General features: G+C 73.1%; 15 protein-coding genes. 5 read left to right on the top strand and 10 right to left on the bottom strand.

Annotation, left to right across the window (positions count from 1 at the left end; genetic code table 11):
- Window positions 1–13: 13 nt before the first annotated feature.
- Together DZA62_RS25180 and DZA62_RS25175 are read left to right on the top strand one after the other, a co-directional pair.
- Window positions 14–466 carry an SgcJ/EcaC family oxidoreductase gene (locus tag DZA62_RS25180; RefSeq protein ID WP_116951689.1) on the top strand — a complete coding sequence of 151 codons (453 nt, stop codon included), beginning with the start codon at window positions 14–16 and terminating at the stop codon, window positions 464–466.
- The gene (locus tag DZA62_RS25175) at window positions 463–1,404 is read left to right on the top strand and encodes a sigma-70 family RNA polymerase sigma factor (RefSeq protein ID WP_116951688.1); all 942 of its coding nucleotides are present in this window, start codon (window positions 463–465) and stop codon (window positions 1,402–1,404) included. The genes DZA62_RS25180 and DZA62_RS25175 overlap by 4 nt, the downstream gene beginning before the upstream one ends.
- A gap of 179 nt (window positions 1,405–1,583) precedes the next feature.
- Here the strand turns inward: DZA62_RS25175 and DZA62_RS25170 are convergent, their stop codons facing one another.
- Together DZA62_RS25170 and DZA62_RS25165 are read right to left on the bottom strand one after the other, a co-directional pair.
- Window positions 1,584–2,078, bottom strand: a complete 495-nt coding sequence (locus DZA62_RS25170) for a metallophosphoesterase family protein (RefSeq protein ID WP_116951751.1) — start codon at window positions 2,076–2,078, stop codon at window positions 1,584–1,586.
- Between the two features lie 4 nt (window positions 2,079–2,082).
- Window positions 2,083–2,808, bottom strand: a complete 726-nt coding sequence (locus DZA62_RS25165; protein ID WP_116951687.1) for a class I SAM-dependent methyltransferase — start codon at window positions 2,806–2,808, stop codon at window positions 2,083–2,085.
- Between the two features lie 145 nt (window positions 2,809–2,953).
- Here DZA62_RS25165 and DZA62_RS25160 point away from each other — a divergent pair, with 145 nt between their 5' ends.
- Together DZA62_RS25160 and DZA62_RS25155 are read left to right on the top strand one after the other, a co-directional pair.
- Window positions 2,954–4,156, top strand: a complete 1,203-nt coding sequence (locus DZA62_RS25160; protein WP_157987896.1) for a M14 family zinc carboxypeptidase — start codon at window positions 2,954–2,956, stop codon at window positions 4,154–4,156.
- Between the two features lie 11 nt (window positions 4,157–4,167).
- Entirely contained in the window at window positions 4,168–5,199 is a 1,032-nt protein-coding gene (locus tag DZA62_RS25155) for a M14 family zinc carboxypeptidase (RefSeq protein WP_116951685.1), read from the top strand.
- 52 nt (window positions 5,200–5,251) lie between these two features.
- Here DZA62_RS25155 and DZA62_RS25150 read toward each other — a convergent pair whose 3' ends face one another.
- Window positions 5,252–5,524, bottom strand: coding sequence for a hypothetical protein (locus DZA62_RS25150; RefSeq protein ID WP_157987895.1), 273 nt, complete (start codon window positions 5,522–5,524; stop codon window positions 5,252–5,254).
- A 299-nt stretch (window positions 5,525–5,823) separates the two neighbouring features.
- Between DZA62_RS25150 and DZA62_RS25145 the strand changes: the two genes are divergently transcribed.
- On the top strand, window positions 5,824–6,780 hold the full coding sequence (locus DZA62_RS25145; RefSeq protein WP_157987894.1) for a hypothetical protein: 957 nt from the start codon (window positions 5,824–5,826) through the stop codon (window positions 6,778–6,780).
- A 135-nt stretch (window positions 6,781–6,915) separates the two neighbouring features.
- Here the strand turns inward: DZA62_RS25145 and DZA62_RS25140 are convergent, their stop codons facing one another.
- The 7 genes from DZA62_RS25140 to DZA62_RS25110 form a co-directional block, all read right to left on the bottom strand.
- Window positions 6,916–8,538, bottom strand: a complete 1,623-nt coding sequence (locus DZA62_RS25140) for an MFS transporter (RefSeq protein ID WP_198664159.1) — start codon at window positions 8,536–8,538, stop codon at window positions 6,916–6,918.
- 29 nt (window positions 8,539–8,567) lie between these two features.
- On the bottom strand, window positions 8,568–9,425 hold the full coding sequence (locus tag DZA62_RS25135; RefSeq protein ID WP_116951682.1) for an NAD(P)H-binding protein: 858 nt from the start codon (window positions 9,423–9,425) through the stop codon (window positions 8,568–8,570).
- Window positions 9,419–9,997 (bottom strand): DapH/DapD/GlmU-related protein, encoded by a 579-nt coding sequence (locus DZA62_RS37325; RefSeq protein WP_198664158.1) that lies wholly within the window; start codon window positions 9,995–9,997, stop codon window positions 9,419–9,421. The genes DZA62_RS25135 and DZA62_RS37325 overlap by 7 nt, the downstream gene beginning before the upstream one ends.
- 41 nt (window positions 9,998–10,038) lie before the next feature.
- Window positions 10,039–10,992 (bottom strand): twin-arginine translocation signal domain-containing protein, encoded by a 954-nt coding sequence (locus DZA62_RS25125; RefSeq protein ID WP_157987893.1) that lies wholly within the window; start codon window positions 10,990–10,992, stop codon window positions 10,039–10,041.
- 5 nt (window positions 10,993–10,997) lie between these two features.
- The gene (locus DZA62_RS25120) at window positions 10,998–13,250 is read right to left on the bottom strand and encodes a glycosyl hydrolase family 28-related protein (RefSeq protein WP_116951679.1); all 2,253 of its coding nucleotides are present in this window, start codon (window positions 13,248–13,250) and stop codon (window positions 10,998–11,000) included.
- 32 nt (window positions 13,251–13,282) lie between these two features.
- The gene (locus DZA62_RS25115; RefSeq protein WP_408619590.1) at window positions 13,283–14,035 is read right to left on the bottom strand and encodes a carbohydrate ABC transporter permease; all 753 of its coding nucleotides are present in this window, start codon (window positions 14,033–14,035) and stop codon (window positions 13,283–13,285) included.
- A gap of 154 nt (window positions 14,036–14,189) precedes the next feature.
- Window positions 14,190–15,101, bottom strand: a complete 912-nt coding sequence (locus tag DZA62_RS25110) for a carbohydrate ABC transporter permease (protein WP_116951677.1) — start codon at window positions 15,099–15,101, stop codon at window positions 14,190–14,192.
- Window positions 15,102–15,109 lie beyond the last annotated feature (8 nt).

Below are 15,109 nucleotides of genomic sequence, written 5' to 3'. Positions count from 1 at the left end.
CCGGGAGCATGCGATGACCACCACGACCTCCACGACCTCCACGACCTCCGCGACCTCCGCGACCTCCGCGACCTCCACGACCACCACCTCCGACGTCGGCGCCGTCCGGGCGGTCCTGCAGGAGATCTACGCCGCCTGGTCGGCCGGCGACGCCGACGCGTTCGCGGCGCTGTACACCGAGGACGCCACGGTGACCATGCGCGGCGTGGTCCAGCGGGGCCGCGCCGCCGTCCGTGACCACATGGCCGCGGGATTCGCCGGCCCGCTGCGCGGGTCGCAGGGTGTCGACACCCCGCAGGACGTCCGCATCGACGGCGACACGGCGATCGTCGTCAGCCGGGCCGGGATCCTCTTCGCCGGTGAGACGGAACTGCCCGCCGATCGCGCGGTGCTGGCCACCTGGGTCCTGCTCCGGCGCGACGGCCGGTGGCGCATCGCCGCCTACGCCAACACGCCGGCGCTGTGACGACGGGGGCCGGCGGCGACCTCGCGGAGCGCCTGGAGCCGCATCGTCGCGAGCTGGTCGCGCACTGCTACCGGTTGCTCGGGTCCGTGCACGAGGCCGAGGACCTCGTGCAGGAGACGATGCTGCGGGCGTGGCGGGCGCGCGACCGGTATGACGAGACCCGCGCGTCGCTGCGCACGTGGCTCTACTCGATCGCGACGAACGCCTGTCTCACGGCGCTCGAGGGCCGGGCGCGGCGACCGCTGCCGTCCGGCCTGGGCGTGCCGAGCGAGGACGCCGAGGCGCCGCTGACCCCGTCGTTCGAGGTGCCGTGGCTGCAGCCGTTCCCCACCGATCCGGCCGACACGGTCGAGGCGCGGACGGGGTTGCGGCTTGCGCTGATCGCGGCGGTGCAGGTGCTGCCGCCGCGGCAGCGGGCCGTGCTCGTGCTGCGCGAGGTGCTGCGGTTCAGCGCCGCGGAGGTCGCGTCGATGCTGGGCGCGTCGGTCGCGTCGGTGAACAGCGCGCTGCAGCGCGCCCGGGCCGGGCTGACGGCGGCCGAGCCGACGGTGTCGGCGGTCGCGGCCGTCCCGGACGACCCGGAGGTGCGCGCCGTCGTCGACCGCTACGCCCGCGCCTTCGAGGCCGCCGACGTCGATGGGCTGGTCGCGCTGCTCACCGAGGACGCCGTCCTCGAGATGCCGCCGGTCCCGCTGTGGTACCGCGGCCGCGCCGACTACGGCCGGTTCATGGCGCGGCTGTTCGTCCTGCGCGGCGCGGACTGGGGGACGGTGCCGCTGTGGGCGAACGGGCAGCCGGCGTTCGCGGCCTACAGCGCCGGCCGGTTGCACACGCTGCAGGTGTTCGAGGTCGACGGCGGCCGGGTCGCGCGCACCGTCGTGTTCCAGGACCCGCGCGTGTTCGAGCTGTTCGGCCTGGCGCCCGCTCTGCCGCGCTAGGGACGTCCGACCGATGTTCCGGCCGCCATCCCCCACTCGCCCGCGGGCCCGGCGCAGGCCGCGACCCGGAGGCCGGGAGGCCACCGCACAGCCCTGTGCGGGCACCGTCAGCACCCCGAGCGCCAGGCAGCGAGCGGCTCGCCGGGGCGGGAGCGAACCCGGCGAGCGGAACGACGAGGTCAGGGCGTGACGGGGACGATCTGCGCCGAGACGACCCGGCCGTCGGCCAGTTCCAGCAGGCCGATGGTGCCGTGCGGCTGGCGGCGCTTGTCGGTCGGCGAGCCGGGGTTGAAGACGCGGAAGCCGCCGGACTCCTCGTTCCACGGGATGTGGGAGTGACCGAACACCACGAGGTCGGCGTCGGGGAACCGGGCCCGCAGCCGCGGCAGCCGTCCCGATGCCGGCCCACTGTCGTGCAGCATCGCGATGCGTACGCCGGCGACGGTGAGCCGCAGTTCCTCCGGCGCACCCCACGCGGCGACGTCGGCGCCGTCGTTGTTGCCGAGCACGGCGTGCACCGGCGCGAACGCCGCCAGCTCGTCCAGCACCGACGGCACGCACACGTCGCCGGCGTGCAGGATGAGGTCGGCCTCGCCGAGCCGGGCCGCGACCGCCGGCGGGCAGGTCTTCCAGAACCGCGGCGCGTGCGTATCGGACAGCACGGCCACCCGCACGACGTCAGCCATCGACGGCTCGGGCGACGGTGATGATCAGGCGGCTGTCCGGTGCGAGCGGCCGCCGGTCCCACCAGCCGTACCGCTCCTCGACCTCGAACCCGGCGGCCGCCAGCAGCGCGTCCAGCGTGGCGGCGTCGGTGAACCGGAGAGTGGCGCGGTCGACCCGCAGCGGCGTGCCGTCACGCGTCCCGGTGGTCTCGGTCAGCGTGACCAGGCCGTTCGCCACCGCCTCGACGTCGTGCCAGACGCGCAGCTCGCGGCCGGCGGCGTCGACGACGTCCATGGCGTTCTCGGGCCGCCACGACTCCCACTCCCGCGCGCCGGGGTTGCGCGTCTCGAACGCGAACCGGCCACCGCTCACCAGTGCCCGGCGGATCGCCGCGAGCGACGCCGCCAGGTCGTGGTCACCGCGGAGCTCCTGGAAGGCGTTGCCGGTCATGACGGCCAGCTCGAACTCGCCCGTCGCGGTGAGGTCCTCGGCGCGGCCGCCGACCCACTCGACGTCGGTGCGCGCCCGGGCCCGGGCCAGCGCGGCGGGGTCGGGGTCGAGACCACACAACCGGCCGGTGTGCCCCTCGTCGCGGGCGCGGCGCAGCAGCCCGCCCGGTCCGCAGCCGACGTCGAGGACGGACGTGGCCGCCATGACGCGGTCGAGAGAGAAGGCGTCGCCGGGACCCCAGGGGTTCAGCACTTCGTACAGCGCCGCCACGTCCTCGTCGGTGTACATCCGGTCAGCCTAGGCACGCCGGGTCCATCGTCAATCGAATTTACCGGCGGACAAAAGTCGGGCCGATCGCCGAATTGCGGGCCGTGCCCTTTTGGGGCGTGACGGCGATCACCAGGGTGTCATGTCACCGACCACAGGAGCCCGCATGCGCCGACGCACGTTCCTCACTGGGGTCGCCGGACTGGGGGTGGGCGCGGCACTGGCGCCCGCCGCCCACGCGGACCCGCAGTCCAAGCCGAACGGGCCGTGGCTGCAGCCGGACCAGACCGTCCAGAAGGCGGCCCTGACCGCGAACAGCGACCTCGGGCCGAAGCTCACGTCGATCGCCGCCCGGTCGAAGGGCCGCATGGCCGTGGAGATCGCCGGCCACTCCGCCGGCTGCTGGCCGATCCACCTGGCCCGCTTCGGCGAGCCGGCAACGGGCAAGCTGCCGGTGCTCATCCAGACCCAGATCCACGGCGGCGAGCCGCTCGGCACCGAGGTCGTCCTCCACCTCATGCAGACGCTCGCGACCAGCTCGCACCCGGCCGTCCGGGACATCCTGGACCGCCTGACGATCTGGTTCATCCCGCGGCTCAACATGGACGGCGCCGACTTCCGCGACGCGACCGGCTTCCTCGTCCAGCGGCGGCAGAACACCCAGCTGTGGACGCCGCAGGACTGGGGCCTCGATCCCGCCGCCCCGCCGCCGTGGTACCTCCCGCGGTCGCTGCTGCAGCCGGGTCGCGTCTCCGGCTACGACATCAACCGCGACTTCCACCCCGACCTCACGTTCCGCTTGAAGCCCGGCGACGAGGCGCTGCTGCCGGGCGCGTCCGAGCTGCCCGGGTTCTTCGTCACGCCCGAGGCGCGGACGTCGGCGGCGGTGTTCCAGCGGCTGCGGCCGGCGGTCTTCATCGACCATCACCACCGTGGCAGCAACGTCGAGTCCGAGACCGAGAACAAGCTCACGACGCTGCAGGTGATCGGCCTGGTCACCGAGGGCACGCCGGAGTTCCCGCTCGACCCGGCCGTGCGCGACCTGAGCTTCCAGGTCAACGTGCTGGTCTGGGACGCGCTGCGCTCGATCGGCCAATCGCCGTTCGGCGGCATCACCCGTTACCCCGACGTCGAGCTGCCGGGCACCGCGCTCGGCTCGTACGCGCTCAATGGCGCCGGGATCATGCTCTACGAGACCCGTTCGGTCGCCCAGAAGTCGATGGGCATGCTCATCCGCCAGTCGCTCACCGGGATGGGCGTGACGCTCGAGGCGCTCGCCGCCGGCACGATCGGCGCCGTCGACCCGGCCCGGTACTTCGACATCCCGCCGGCCGGTCCCTCCATCGGCAACCCCCGCGACGACCTGTAGAGGAGGCATCCATGCGCAGAATCATCACCGGGCTCGCCGGTCTCGGCGTGCTCGCCACCGTCCTGACCGGGGCCGGGACGGCGGCGTCGGAACCGCCGCACCTGCCAGGCGGCCCCTGCCTGCAGGAGGACCAGAACGTCAGCCTGTCGAGCGTCGCCGGCTACGACGACGTCGTCCAGGCACTGGACAGGATCGAGCGGACCAGCCAGGGCCGCGTCAGCGTGCAGTCGGCCGGCACGTCCGGCGAGGGGCGCGAGCTGTACTACGCCACCGTCGGCACCGGCCCGACGACGTTCTGGCTGCAGGCCCGCATTCACGGCAACGAGCTGCACAGCACCGAGGCCGTCCTGCAGGTCCTGGACCACCTGGCCAGCGGCTCGCCGGACGCGCGGTTGATCCGCGAGAACCTCACCGTCGTCGTCATCCCCATGTACAACCCCGACGGCGCCGAGGCGAACATCCGGCAGAGCACGACGCCGACCCGCATCGACCTCAACCGCGACTGGGAGAACTTCGCCCAGCCCGAGACGGCCGCGTTCTGGCGGCTGTGGCGCGACGTCGCGCCCGAGCTGGCGCTGGACCTGCACCACATGGGCCAGGCGCCGGTCGTCGAGGGCACCAACGACCTCAACCAGTTCCAGATCGGCGCCCGCTCCATCGATCCGAGCCGCATGACGGCCGAGCAGTGGCTGACCAACCGTCAGATGGCGATGGCCGGCGTCGACGCGCTCGCGCGGTACGGGCTGGCGAACGTCGCGCACTACCCGCTGATCGACATCACCAACGCCGGGCTCAGCCGCATGCTCATGGGTGGCACGGCGCCGGCCGGTGAGCAGCCGGTGCTGCGGAGCCCGACGAAGGGCGCGATCTTCTACGAGGTCCGCTCCGTGGGGCAGAAGAGCAACGGGCAGCTGGAGAACCTCTTCCGCATCCCGACGCTGGCGGTGCTGCGGGCCGCGGCCGACGGGTCGCTGGCCACGCAGGACGTGTCCGGATACGCGGACCTGCCGTTCGCGAGCCAGGAGCAGTGCGGCCGCTTCTGACCCACCGGCCCCGGGGCCGGCCCGTACGTGCGCGGGCCGGCCCCGGTCCTGTTCAGCCGCCCAGCAGCGCGTCGCCCAGCGCCGGCCGGGCATAGAGCACGACCCGGTCGGTGCGGTGCGACGTCACCAGCCCGGCCGCGCGCAGGCGCCGAGATGCTGGGAGAGGCCGCCGGCGGTGAGCTCGGTGCGACGGGCCGGCTCGCCGGTCGACGCGGGGGTCCAGCGCGGCCAGCAGCAGGGGCCGCGACCGGCCAGCGCGTCCCGCGCCGCCTGCTCGCCTCGGCCGGGTCGGGCTGGTCGACAAGGTCTGTGCCGACATCGTCATGCTGGTCAGCTTCCGGCAGAAGGTCATCCGGACCATCTGCTCGGCCGGCAGAACGCGGCCATGCGGTTCCTGCTGGCCGGGTCGGTAGCGATCGGCGGTGAGGTCCACAGGCCGGGCGGCTGGGCGAAGTCGTCCACAGATCGCTCATCGCGGCTATCCGGGATCACCCGGCTCGAGGAGGGTTGGTCGCATGTCCGCCCGGTTGCGCTTCTTCCCGCCCGACGTGGCCGAGTTGCTCGAGCGGTGCTGCGGGATCGTTCCCCTCGCCGTGGCCGCGGGCCGGCGTCGACGAGAGCCGGTTGCGTCGATTGGTCGTCGCCGGGCTGCTGGTCCGGCTCGCGCCCGGCTGCTACGCGGCGGCGGCCGTTCTGGCGGCCGCGTCGCCCTGGCTGCTGCACCGACTCCGGGCGCGGGCGTTCGCGCTGTACAGCGGTCGTTCGACCTGCCTGACGGGTTGGTCGTCGGTGGCGACGTGGCAACTGCCGACGGTCGGGCCGGCGCCGGCGCGCGTCACGGCGATCCGGCCGAACGACGCCGGGCACAAGGTCCGGAACGGCGCATACGGCGACATCAGGATCGCGGCGATCCCGCCGGGCCAGGCGCGTCGGGTCCGGGGCATCGGCGTCATGAGTCCCGCCTGGGCCGTCGCCGACGCGGCCAGATCCGGGCCGATCCTGCCGGCGCTCGTGGCCGCCGATGCCGCGGCGTCGGCGGGCCAGGACCTGGAGGCCGCGGTTCGCGCCATGTCCGGCTGGCCCGGAGTGGCGCGGGCGCGGTGGGTGGCCGAGTACGCCGACCCGCGGGCGGAGTCTCCGCTGGAGACGCTGGGCCGGTTCACGTGTCTGCAGTTCGATCTGCCTTCGCCGGTTCCGAACGCGTGGGTGGGTGAGGGCGAGCCGGAGTACCGGGTGGACGCGTTGTGGCCGTGGCACGGTGTGGTGTTCGAGGCCGACGGTGCGGTGAAGTACGACGATCGGCCTGATGCGGCGCGGATCGTGGCGCGTCAGGGTGAGCGTGAGTGGCGGCTGCGGCGTCTGGGTCTCGAGGTGGTGCGGTTCGGGTGGGACCTGGCCTGGCGTGACCGCGACGAACTGGCGGCCCGGTTCGCCGCTGTGCTGCGGGACAACGCTCGGCGAGACCGGCCGGTGCGCTGGTGGAAGCATGTGCCCGGGGTGGGCGCGGTGGAGCCCGAGCCGGCGGACTGGCCACCGCTTGGGAGGGCGGGGGTCGTGTTGCCGGCGGGCTGGGATGGCTGATGCCCGCCGAACCGGCGGATACTCCCGATACCGGCGCGTCCGGGCCGGGATCGAGCGCCAAGCGCCGGTTTCGGGAGTACCCGCCGGATCCGCGGGCGGGTGGGCGATGTGCCGCGGGCGATGCCGCCATCGGGTTCACGACGGTGTCCGGCTGCGCGTCGCGGCCAGAGCGGACGCCGCCAGAAGCACGGCGAACGCGCCGTAGGCGACTGCGGTGCCGTCGTCGACGCTGGCCAGCGCACCTCCGCCGGCCCGGCCGAGCAGCCCGCCGACCGCCTCGGCCGTGATCACCGCCGTCGCCAGTTCGGCCGCCAGCGCCTCGCGTCGGCCCCGTATCGGTGAGCGAGGGTCAGACGACGGTGTCGGGCGTTCGTTCTGGTTCGGTGGTTGGGGCTGAGTCGCCGGCGCATCACGGTGAGTCGGCTCGGGTGGTGGTGGTTCGGCGGCCGGTGTCCGGTGTCGGTTCAGGACCGGTGTCTGGGGTTCGGCCGTCAGCGCGTCGCGTCGGGTCGGTTCCGCTGATGGGGCTTCGGACGGCTCGGATGCCGGCGCTGACGTGGCGGCCGGGCGGACGTCGCCGGCGGGCCTTTCCACCGTCGCTGGATTCGGCGGCCGAGCCCCAGCGAGCAGCAGCGTTGGCCGTGCCGAGGCGGCTGGCTGGGGTGGCGGCGTGGTCGAGCGGAGGTAGAGGCCCGGGTACGCCAGCCCGACCCCGGCGCCACCGAGGGCCCAGGCGACCAGCGCGACGGCGAACTCGCGCGGCCCGGCGGCGAGGACGGCCGCCGCTGCCGCCGTCAGCGCGAGCCCTGCCGCCGGGACCTGTCGCTCGGGCGCCACCCGGGCGACCACCAGGCTGGTCACGCCCCAGGCGAGCGGCGCGGCACCGAGCACCACCGCCGCCCGCGCGAGGCTCACGCCGTACTCGTCGGTCAGCAGGACGGTGATGAGGCTGTCGGCGCCGACGTACCCGGCGCCGAACAACGTCATGGCGGCCAGCGCCGCCGGTGCGCCGCGGCGCAGCCGCGCCGTCCCCGCGGGCAGCAGCACGACCGTCCCGGCGACGGCGGCGAGCGCACCCGCCACGGCGACGAACCAGACACCGTCCGACAGCACGACGGCGGCCGCTCCGGCGGGCACGAGCAGTCCGGCCGGCCGCAGGCGCTGCCCGTCCGCCGGCGCCGCCTCGCCGCGGACCGCGCTCACCACCAGCAGCCGCCCGGCCAGCACGACCGGCACCGGGGCGAGCAGCGCCCACCGCCAGCCGGCCACGTGCTCGAGCGCGAGCGTCGCGGCCGGGCCGACCATCGCGGGCAGGATCCACATGGCCGACGACGCGGCGATCACCTTCAGCCGCAGCCGCTCGTCCAGCCGCCGGATCGCCGCGCTGATGCCGAAGACGGCGAGCAGTCCGCCCGCCGCGCCGGCGGTGAACTGGCCGAGCGCGAACGGCCACGCCACCCGTGCCGTCGCCGCGACGACCAGCCCGCCGACGTAGAACACGGTCCCGAGCGCCAGCGTCCGCCCGGCGCCGAGCCGGCGCAGCACCGTCCCGGCCAGCGGCATCGCGACGAACAGTCCGAGGGTGCCGCCGGCGATCAGCAGCCCGAGCCGGTGACGGGCACCGAGGTCGGCCGCGACGATCGGCAGCAGTGTCGACGCGACGAAGGTGCTGACGGCGGCGGCGAACTCGAGCGCGACGATGCCCACGGCGAGCCGGAGGTCACCGGCCCGCCGCGGGTCGTCCGTCCGCGCATCCATGCAAGCATGCTAGCAACCTAGCGGTTGGCTCACCCGCCGAAGGCGGCCCGGTTCGCCGCGACCCACTGCGCGAACGTCCGCGCCGGGCGCCCGGTCACCTGCTCGACCGTCGGCAGCACGGTGGAGCCGGCCTCCGGCGGGTCGGTCCGCAAGTGCAGGAAGAACTCGACGTCCTCGTCGGAGAAGCCCTGCTCGCGCCACTGGCCGACGATCTGGTCACGGGTCAGCTCCTCGAACCGGATCGGCCGGCCGAGCACCTCGCTGAGCACGGCGACCTTCTCCGGCGCGGTCAGCGCCTCCGGCCCGGTGAGCCAGTACTCCTGCCGGGCGTGTCCCTCGCTGGTCAGCGCCGTGGCCGCGACGGAGGCGACGTCGGCGTCGTGCACCATCGCGCTCCTGAGGTCCGGGAACCCGTGGCGTACGACGCCCTCGGCGCGGATGCAGTCGGCCCACTCCAGCACGTTCGACATGAACTCGACCGGCGCGAGGTAGGTCCAGGCCAGCTCGCTCGCCTCGACGGCCCGCTCCAAGCCGGTCTTCCCCGGGTCGCCCCTGAGCAGCGTCACCCGGCGCACGCCCTTGCGCACGGCGGTCTCGACGAGCTGCTCGCCGCGGTCCAGCGGGGAGTGGCCGGCGCCGTCGAACCCGATGACGTGCGCCGCGTCCATCCCCCCGAACGCGACGTCCAGGCTGCGGGCGTCCTCGAGGTTCCCCGCGATGACGTCGGTCTCGGCCGGCAGGGCGGCGCGCTCGGGGTCGCGGGTCAGAGCGCGGACCCGGTGCCCGGCGCTGAGCAACTGCTCGACCAGCGGCCGGCCGACGTTGCCCGTTGCCCCGGTGACCAGGACGGATGCGGGTGCGTTGTTCGTGGCCCGGTGTGCTACCAACGTCGGCGCACCGTGCCCTTGGACCCGGCGACCAGGCTCGCCGGTGGGACGTCGTCGGCCACGACCGTGCCGGCCGCGACCACGGCGTCGCGGCCGATGCTGACGCCGGGCAGGATCGTCGCGCCGGCTCCGATCCACACGTTCTCCGCCACGTCGATCGGCGCACCGCTGAGGAACCGGCGCCGCTCGTCAGGGTCCACCGGGTGGCCCATAGTGATGAAGGTGGCCTTCGGGCCGACCATCACGCCCCCGCCCAGCCTGATGCCGGCGTAGTCGAGGAACGTGCAGCCCTGGTTGATGAAGACCCGCTCCGCCAGCTCCAGCCGAAGGCCGTGATCGGTGTAGAACGGCGGGTAGATCGTGACCCTCGCCGGGAGCGGACGGCCCAGGATCTGCTCGAACAGCGCCGCCCTGCCCGCCTCGTCGTCGAACGGGAGGACGTTGAGACGGGAGGTCAACTCCGTCGCCCGCACCACCCTCTCGCTCATCGCCCTGAACTCGGCGCCCAGAACCCGCTCGCCCCTGGCCTGGAGTTCTGGATCGTGGATCAGCATGAAGCGGTCGTTGGTCATTCGACGATTCTCACGCAGCGTCCACCGGCCGCGGTGGCACCTCAGACCGGGTCGAAGTACGCGTCGTGGGCGAAGGCGGCGAACGCCTGCTGGGCCGGCCCGCCGTCGGGGACGGTGACCCGCCAGTCGTCGCCGTCGGGGGCGTCGCCGTCGCGGTGGAAGTAGAGGAACGCCTTGAGGTGCGGGTAGGAGCTCTTCACCACCGACCGCGTCGTGGTGAGCCACGCGGCCTGCACGGGGTCCACCGCGGCTCGGTGCACGCCGGTCTCACCGACCATGAACGGCTTCCCGTGGTCGGCCGCGAAGGCGTGCGCCGCGTCGAACATCAGGTCGAACGCCCGGTAGTGGTACATCGGGTCGGTGTGCGGGCGGGCGTAGCCGTCGGCGGCGATCCAGTCGACGTGCGAGTCGCCGGGGTAGAAGCCGTCCGCCTTGAACGTCTCGCGGTACGCGCGCCACGTCGGGCACCACACGAACGCGACGTTCGGGGCGCCGGCGAACTTCCAGTGCACGTACCGCCAGACGTCGGTGAACAGGCCGGTGTCGGTGTAGCGCAGGTCGAACTCCCAGGTGAACCGCAGGAACAGCGGCGCACCGAGCGACGCCAGCAGCGTCGCCTGGCCCTCGATCTCGTCGTCGTGCACGCCGGTGAGGATCTCCGCCAGCCGCGACTGCGGCCCGGCGCCCCACGAGATCATCGGGATGCGGCCCGCCGCGATGTCGTTCTGCCAGCGCGTCGTGTGCGGCGGCGTCCCGTAGTGGTGGAAGCAGTGGTTGACGCCGAGCTGGTGGCCGATCTTCGTCTCCAGCGCCTCCGGCTGCGAGACCCCGGCGTCGTTCCCGGCGTAGACGTACGCGCCGAAGTGGGCACCGGCCGACGGGATCAGCTCGCTCCGGTCGCGGGGCGCGGCGGCCGCCGACGGGGCCAGGGCACCGCCCGCGGCCACCCCGGCCGCCACGCCGCCGGCCAGCTTCAGGAAGTCGCGTCGCTCCATCGTCGTCACCCCGCGATCTCGATCAGCGCGAACTCGATCTCCGGCACCGTCCGCCCGGTGTCGTGGTCGACGACCGCGGCGCCCCACTGGGTGAACTCCGGCGCGATGTTGCGGTAGCCGCGGTTGCCGCGCAGCACGATGCCGCTCGAGTCCCGCACGCTGACGGCGTACGGGTGCGGACCGAGGACGGTCGCGACCCGGAAGAACACCGAGTTGGCGAAGAGCACGTCGGAGCTGGACTCCACCTCGACCGCCTGCGAGCGCCAGCCGTAGAGATGGTCCTCCGTCTGCAGCCCGAGGAACCGCCAGCCGGACACCCCGCGCAGTACCACCTCGCGGGTCTCGTGGTGCTCGACGGAGACCTCGTAGACGCGGGCCGGCACGTCGGTCCGCTCGACCAGCAGCCCGTTGTCGGCCCACCCCGCCGCGGCCCACACGTTGGCGATCGTCCCGCCGCCCCCGCGCACCCACACGTTGTACTTGTGCCGGCCGCGGTAGGTGTAGCCCGGGTCGCCGGACGACACCTCCTCCGGATGCCACTTGATGAACTGCGTCGTCACGTCGGCCAGGTACGACCCGTCGCCGGACTGCCACAGCACGTTCGCGGCGCCCGGTGTCTGCTCGGCGGTGTCCAGGCCCAGCCCGACGACGATGTTCCGGCCCCCGCGCGGGGTCTGGACCAGCGCCCGCGGCGCGTCCGGGTCGCTGAAGTGCGGATGGGCGTCGACGGCGCGCAGCCAGGTCTGCCGGGGGTGCAGCCCGATGAGGTTCGACGTGCGCCGCAGCCGCAGCGTGTCGCTGAGCAGGTACTGCCCGATCGGGACGTAGACGGTGTCGTGCCGGTCGACGGCGGCCTGGAACACCGCGAGGTCGTCGTCGCCGGTACCGATGGTCCGCCCGAGCGACGCGGCGACGTCGGCCACGTTCACCCAGTCGCGCACAGCGGGCAGCGCCGGCACGTCCGTGCGCAGGATCCGTTTCGTCCACGCCGTTCCGGCGGTCCCGACGACGTCCGCGTGGACGCCGTCGCGGCGCGCCTCCCGGGCCGTCAGCGCCCGCTCGACCCGCAGCCCGTACGTCAGCTCCCTGATCCGCGACGGAGCGCTGCGGGCGCGCGTCCGCGAGCCGGTCTGCGCGAGCAGCAGCAGATCGCGGAACCCCGACGCGGTGCAGTTCAGCAGGGTGAGCTGGTTGCTGCCCCGGATCAGCGGATCGGCCGCCCCGGGGATGGTGGAGCTCTCGTTCAGCACCACGGCGACGTCGCCGACGTCCTGGAAGTGCGAGTCCTCGATGTAAAGGTGCTGCCACTGGTCGACGGCGGACTCGAACGCCCGCGGCGCGCCGGCGAACACCGACCGCACGACCACCAGCTTGGCGTCGTTGAACATCCGGACGTTCATACCGCGCTGGCCCTCGAACCGGCAGTCCAGCACCGTCGTCTGCCAGCCGGCCGACGCTGCGTAGGCGTGGAAGCCGATCTCGCCGCCGAACACCCGCACGCGCTGGATGAGGTTCGCGTTGTGGTCGATGCCGGTGTGGCCCTCGCCGAGGTGGATGTCGAGATCCTGCAGGATGCACAGCTGGGCGCCGGCGAACCGGACGGCGAACGTGTCCGGGTTGCCCGGCTCGACGACGAGGTCGAGGTTCACCAGGCCGGAGCCGAACGTGTCGTTGTTGGCGTACGTGACCGGGCCGCCGACGGGCCGGCGCCGGAACGAGAAGACGTCTCGTGGCGTGCCGGTCGCATAGCCGGGGGTCGCCGCGCCGAGCACGAACACGGGCCGCCGCGCGCCGTAGCCGACGACGCGGACCGAGTCCCACACGTTGATCGGCGCGGACAGCCGGTACGTCCCCTCGGGCACCAGGACGACGCCGCCGCCGTCGCCGTGCGGGAAGTCGCGGGCGCCGCCGAGGATGTCGCCGAGCTTGTTGGCGATGCCACGCCGCGACGCCTCGTCGACGGCGGCCTGCACAGCGGCGGTGTCGTCGCCGATGCCGTCGCCGTGCGCGGCGAACCCGGGGGAGCCGAGCACGACCGTGGTCGGGTCGGCCGGCAGCCCGGTCAGGGTGGACCCGAACACCGTCGGGTCCACCCCGGACGCGGACCAGGAGGCCGGACCCGCGGCCAGGCCGGTGGACGGACCGGCGGCCCGGGCGACGGAGACGGGCAGGAACGGTGCGGCCGCGAGGCCGGCACTGATGGCCAGCAGCGAGCGGCGGGAGAGCGATGGTGCGTCGGACGGGTGGTTCGGCGACATCGACGAACTCCTCTCGCAAGGAACGGACGGGGTCAGCCCTTCAGGCCGGTGTTGGCCAGGCCCTCGACGAACTGCCGCTGGGCCAGCAGGAACACCCCGAGCACCGGCAGCACCGTGAGCGTGGTGGCGGCCAGCTGGACGTTCCACATCGGCCCGCCGTACGCGTCGACGTACTGCGTGAGCGCCAGCGGCAGGGTGAAGTTCTCGCGGCTGGACAGGAAGACCAGCGGCTCCAGGAACAGGTTCCACGAGTGCAGGAAGGTGAAGATCGCGACCGCCGCGACGGCCGGTCGGGCCAGCGGGAACGCGATCCGGCGGAAGATGCCGGCCCGGCTGAGGCCGTCCATGCGGGCGGCCTCCTCCAGCTCGGTCGGCAGGGTCAGGAAGTACTGCCGCATGATGAACGTCGCCAGCACGCTGGGCGCACCGATGATCGGGATCACGATCAGCGGCCAGTGGGTGTCGATCAGCCCGGCCCAGTTGACCAGCCGGAACAGCGGCACGATGGTGACCTCCGCGGGCACCAGCAGCCCGATCAGCACGACGCCGAACAGCAGGTTCGCCCCGGGAAAGCGAATGCGGGCGAACGCGTAGCCGGCCATCGACGACACCGCGATGGTGCCCACGGTGACCAGTGCCGCGATGTACATGCTGTTCCAGTACTGCTGCGCGAACGGCTGCAGGTCGAACACCTGGCCGTAGGCCTCGGTGGTCGGCGCCGACGGCCACAGCGTCGGCGGGATCCGCAGGATCTCGCTCATCGGCTTGAAGCTGGCCGTCACCATCCACCAGGTGGGGAAGACGAACGGCACGGCCAGCACACCGAGAACGGCGAGCAGTAGCACCGCTGCCGGACGGACCCGGCGGCGCCGCGACGGCGACGGCTCCGGTGCTGCGGACCCCGGGCCGGCGGCCGCGGACACCGGGGCCTCGACGACGTCAGACCTCATGGAACACCCACCGCTTCCGTGTCTGCCACTGGACGAACGTCAGGATCGCCACGATCACGAACAGCACCACCGACACGGCGCTGGCGTAGCCGAACTCCTGGAACTGGAAGGCCTGCTGGTACAGGTAGTAGACGATCACCGTGGTCGACGTGCCCGGCCCGCCCTGCGTGAGCACGGCGATCTGCGCGAACACCTGCAGCGACCCGACCACGGTCAGGATCGACACCAGCAGGATGGTCCCGCTGATCAGCGGCACCGTCACCGACCAGAACGAGCGCCACGGTGACGCGCCGTCCATGGTCGCGGCCTCGCGGACCTCCTTCGGCACGCCCTGCAGGGCGGCCAGGAACAGCACCATGTTCAGACCGACGTTCTTGAACACCTGGACGACGATCACCGAGAGCATCGCCGTCGGGCCCTCGCGCAGCCAGTTGGGCCCGTCGACGCCCAGTTGCGACAGGAACCCGTTGATGCCGCCGTCGGCCTGCAGCAGGAACCCCCACACGATGGTCCACGCGACCAGCGACACGACGACCGGGGAGAAGAAGAACGCCCGGAACGTCGCCGTGCCCGGCAGCCGCTGGTTGAGCATGACGGCCAGTGCGAGCGCCAGGCTCACGTTCAGCAGCACCAGTCCGGCGGAGAAGATCCCGCTGGCCCGCATCGCGTCGTGGAAGCCCGGGTCGGACGCCAGCCGCTCGTAGTTGTCCGCGCCGGAGTAGGTGAAGCTGTTCGCCAGCACGTTCCAGTCGTGCAGGCTGTACCAGACGACGGCGACCAGCGGCCCGATCACGAACAGCAGGCTGCCGACGAGCTGGGGCAGGACGAACGCGAAGCCGGTGAGGACGTCCTCGCGCCGGTTCAGCCGCCGCTGGGGCGGGCTCATGGTCGCCGTCGCCATGACCGTTC

It is taken from the genome of Jiangella endophytica (assembly GCF_003427025.1).
Taxonomy (GTDB): domain Bacteria; phylum Actinomycetota; class Actinomycetes; order Jiangellales; family Jiangellaceae; genus Jiangella; species Jiangella endophytica.
The sequence above is the reverse complement of the archived record's forward strand: the minus strand, read 5'-3'. Positions and strand labels throughout refer to the sequence as shown.

Excerpts from the sequence above, each read along its gene's own strand:
- DZA62_RS25110 (WP_116951677.1), bottom strand. The coding sequence starts at position 15,101 with ATGGCGACGGCGACCATGAGCCCGCCCCAGCGGCGGCTGAACCGGCGC.
- DZA62_RS25140 (WP_198664159.1), bottom strand. The coding sequence starts at position 8,538 with ATGGATGCGCGGACGGACGACCCGCGGCGGGCCGGTGACCTCCGGCTC.
- DZA62_RS25150 (WP_157987895.1), bottom strand. The coding sequence starts at position 5,524 with ATGACGATGTCGGCACAGACCTTGTCGACCAGCCCGACCCGGCCGAGG.
- DZA62_RS25165 (WP_116951687.1), bottom strand. The coding sequence starts at position 2,808 with ATGTACACCGACGAGGACGTGGCGGCGCTGTACGAAGTGCTGAACCCC.
- DZA62_RS25180 (WP_116951689.1), top strand. The coding sequence starts at position 14 with ATGACCACCACGACCTCCACGACCTCCACGACCTCCGCGACCTCCGCG.
- DZA62_RS25120 (WP_116951679.1), bottom strand. The coding sequence starts at position 13,250 with ATGTCGCCGAACCACCCGTCCGACGCACCATCGCTCTCCCGCCGCTCG.
- DZA62_RS37325 (WP_198664158.1), bottom strand. The coding sequence starts at position 9,997 with ATGACCAACGACCGCTTCATGCTGATCCACGATCCAGAACTCCAGGCC.
- DZA62_RS25115 (WP_408619590.1), bottom strand. The coding sequence starts at position 14,035 with ATGGTGACGGCCAGCTTCAAGCCGATGAGCGAGATCCTGCGGATCCCG.
- DZA62_RS25125 (WP_157987893.1), bottom strand. The coding sequence starts at position 10,992 with ATGGAGCGACGCGACTTCCTGAAGCTGGCCGGCGGCGTGGCGGCCGGG.
- DZA62_RS25160 (WP_157987896.1), top strand. The coding sequence starts at position 2,954 with ATGCGCCGACGCACGTTCCTCACTGGGGTCGCCGGACTGGGGGTGGGC.
- DZA62_RS25155 (WP_116951685.1), top strand. The coding sequence starts at position 4,168 with ATGCGCAGAATCATCACCGGGCTCGCCGGTCTCGGCGTGCTCGCCACC.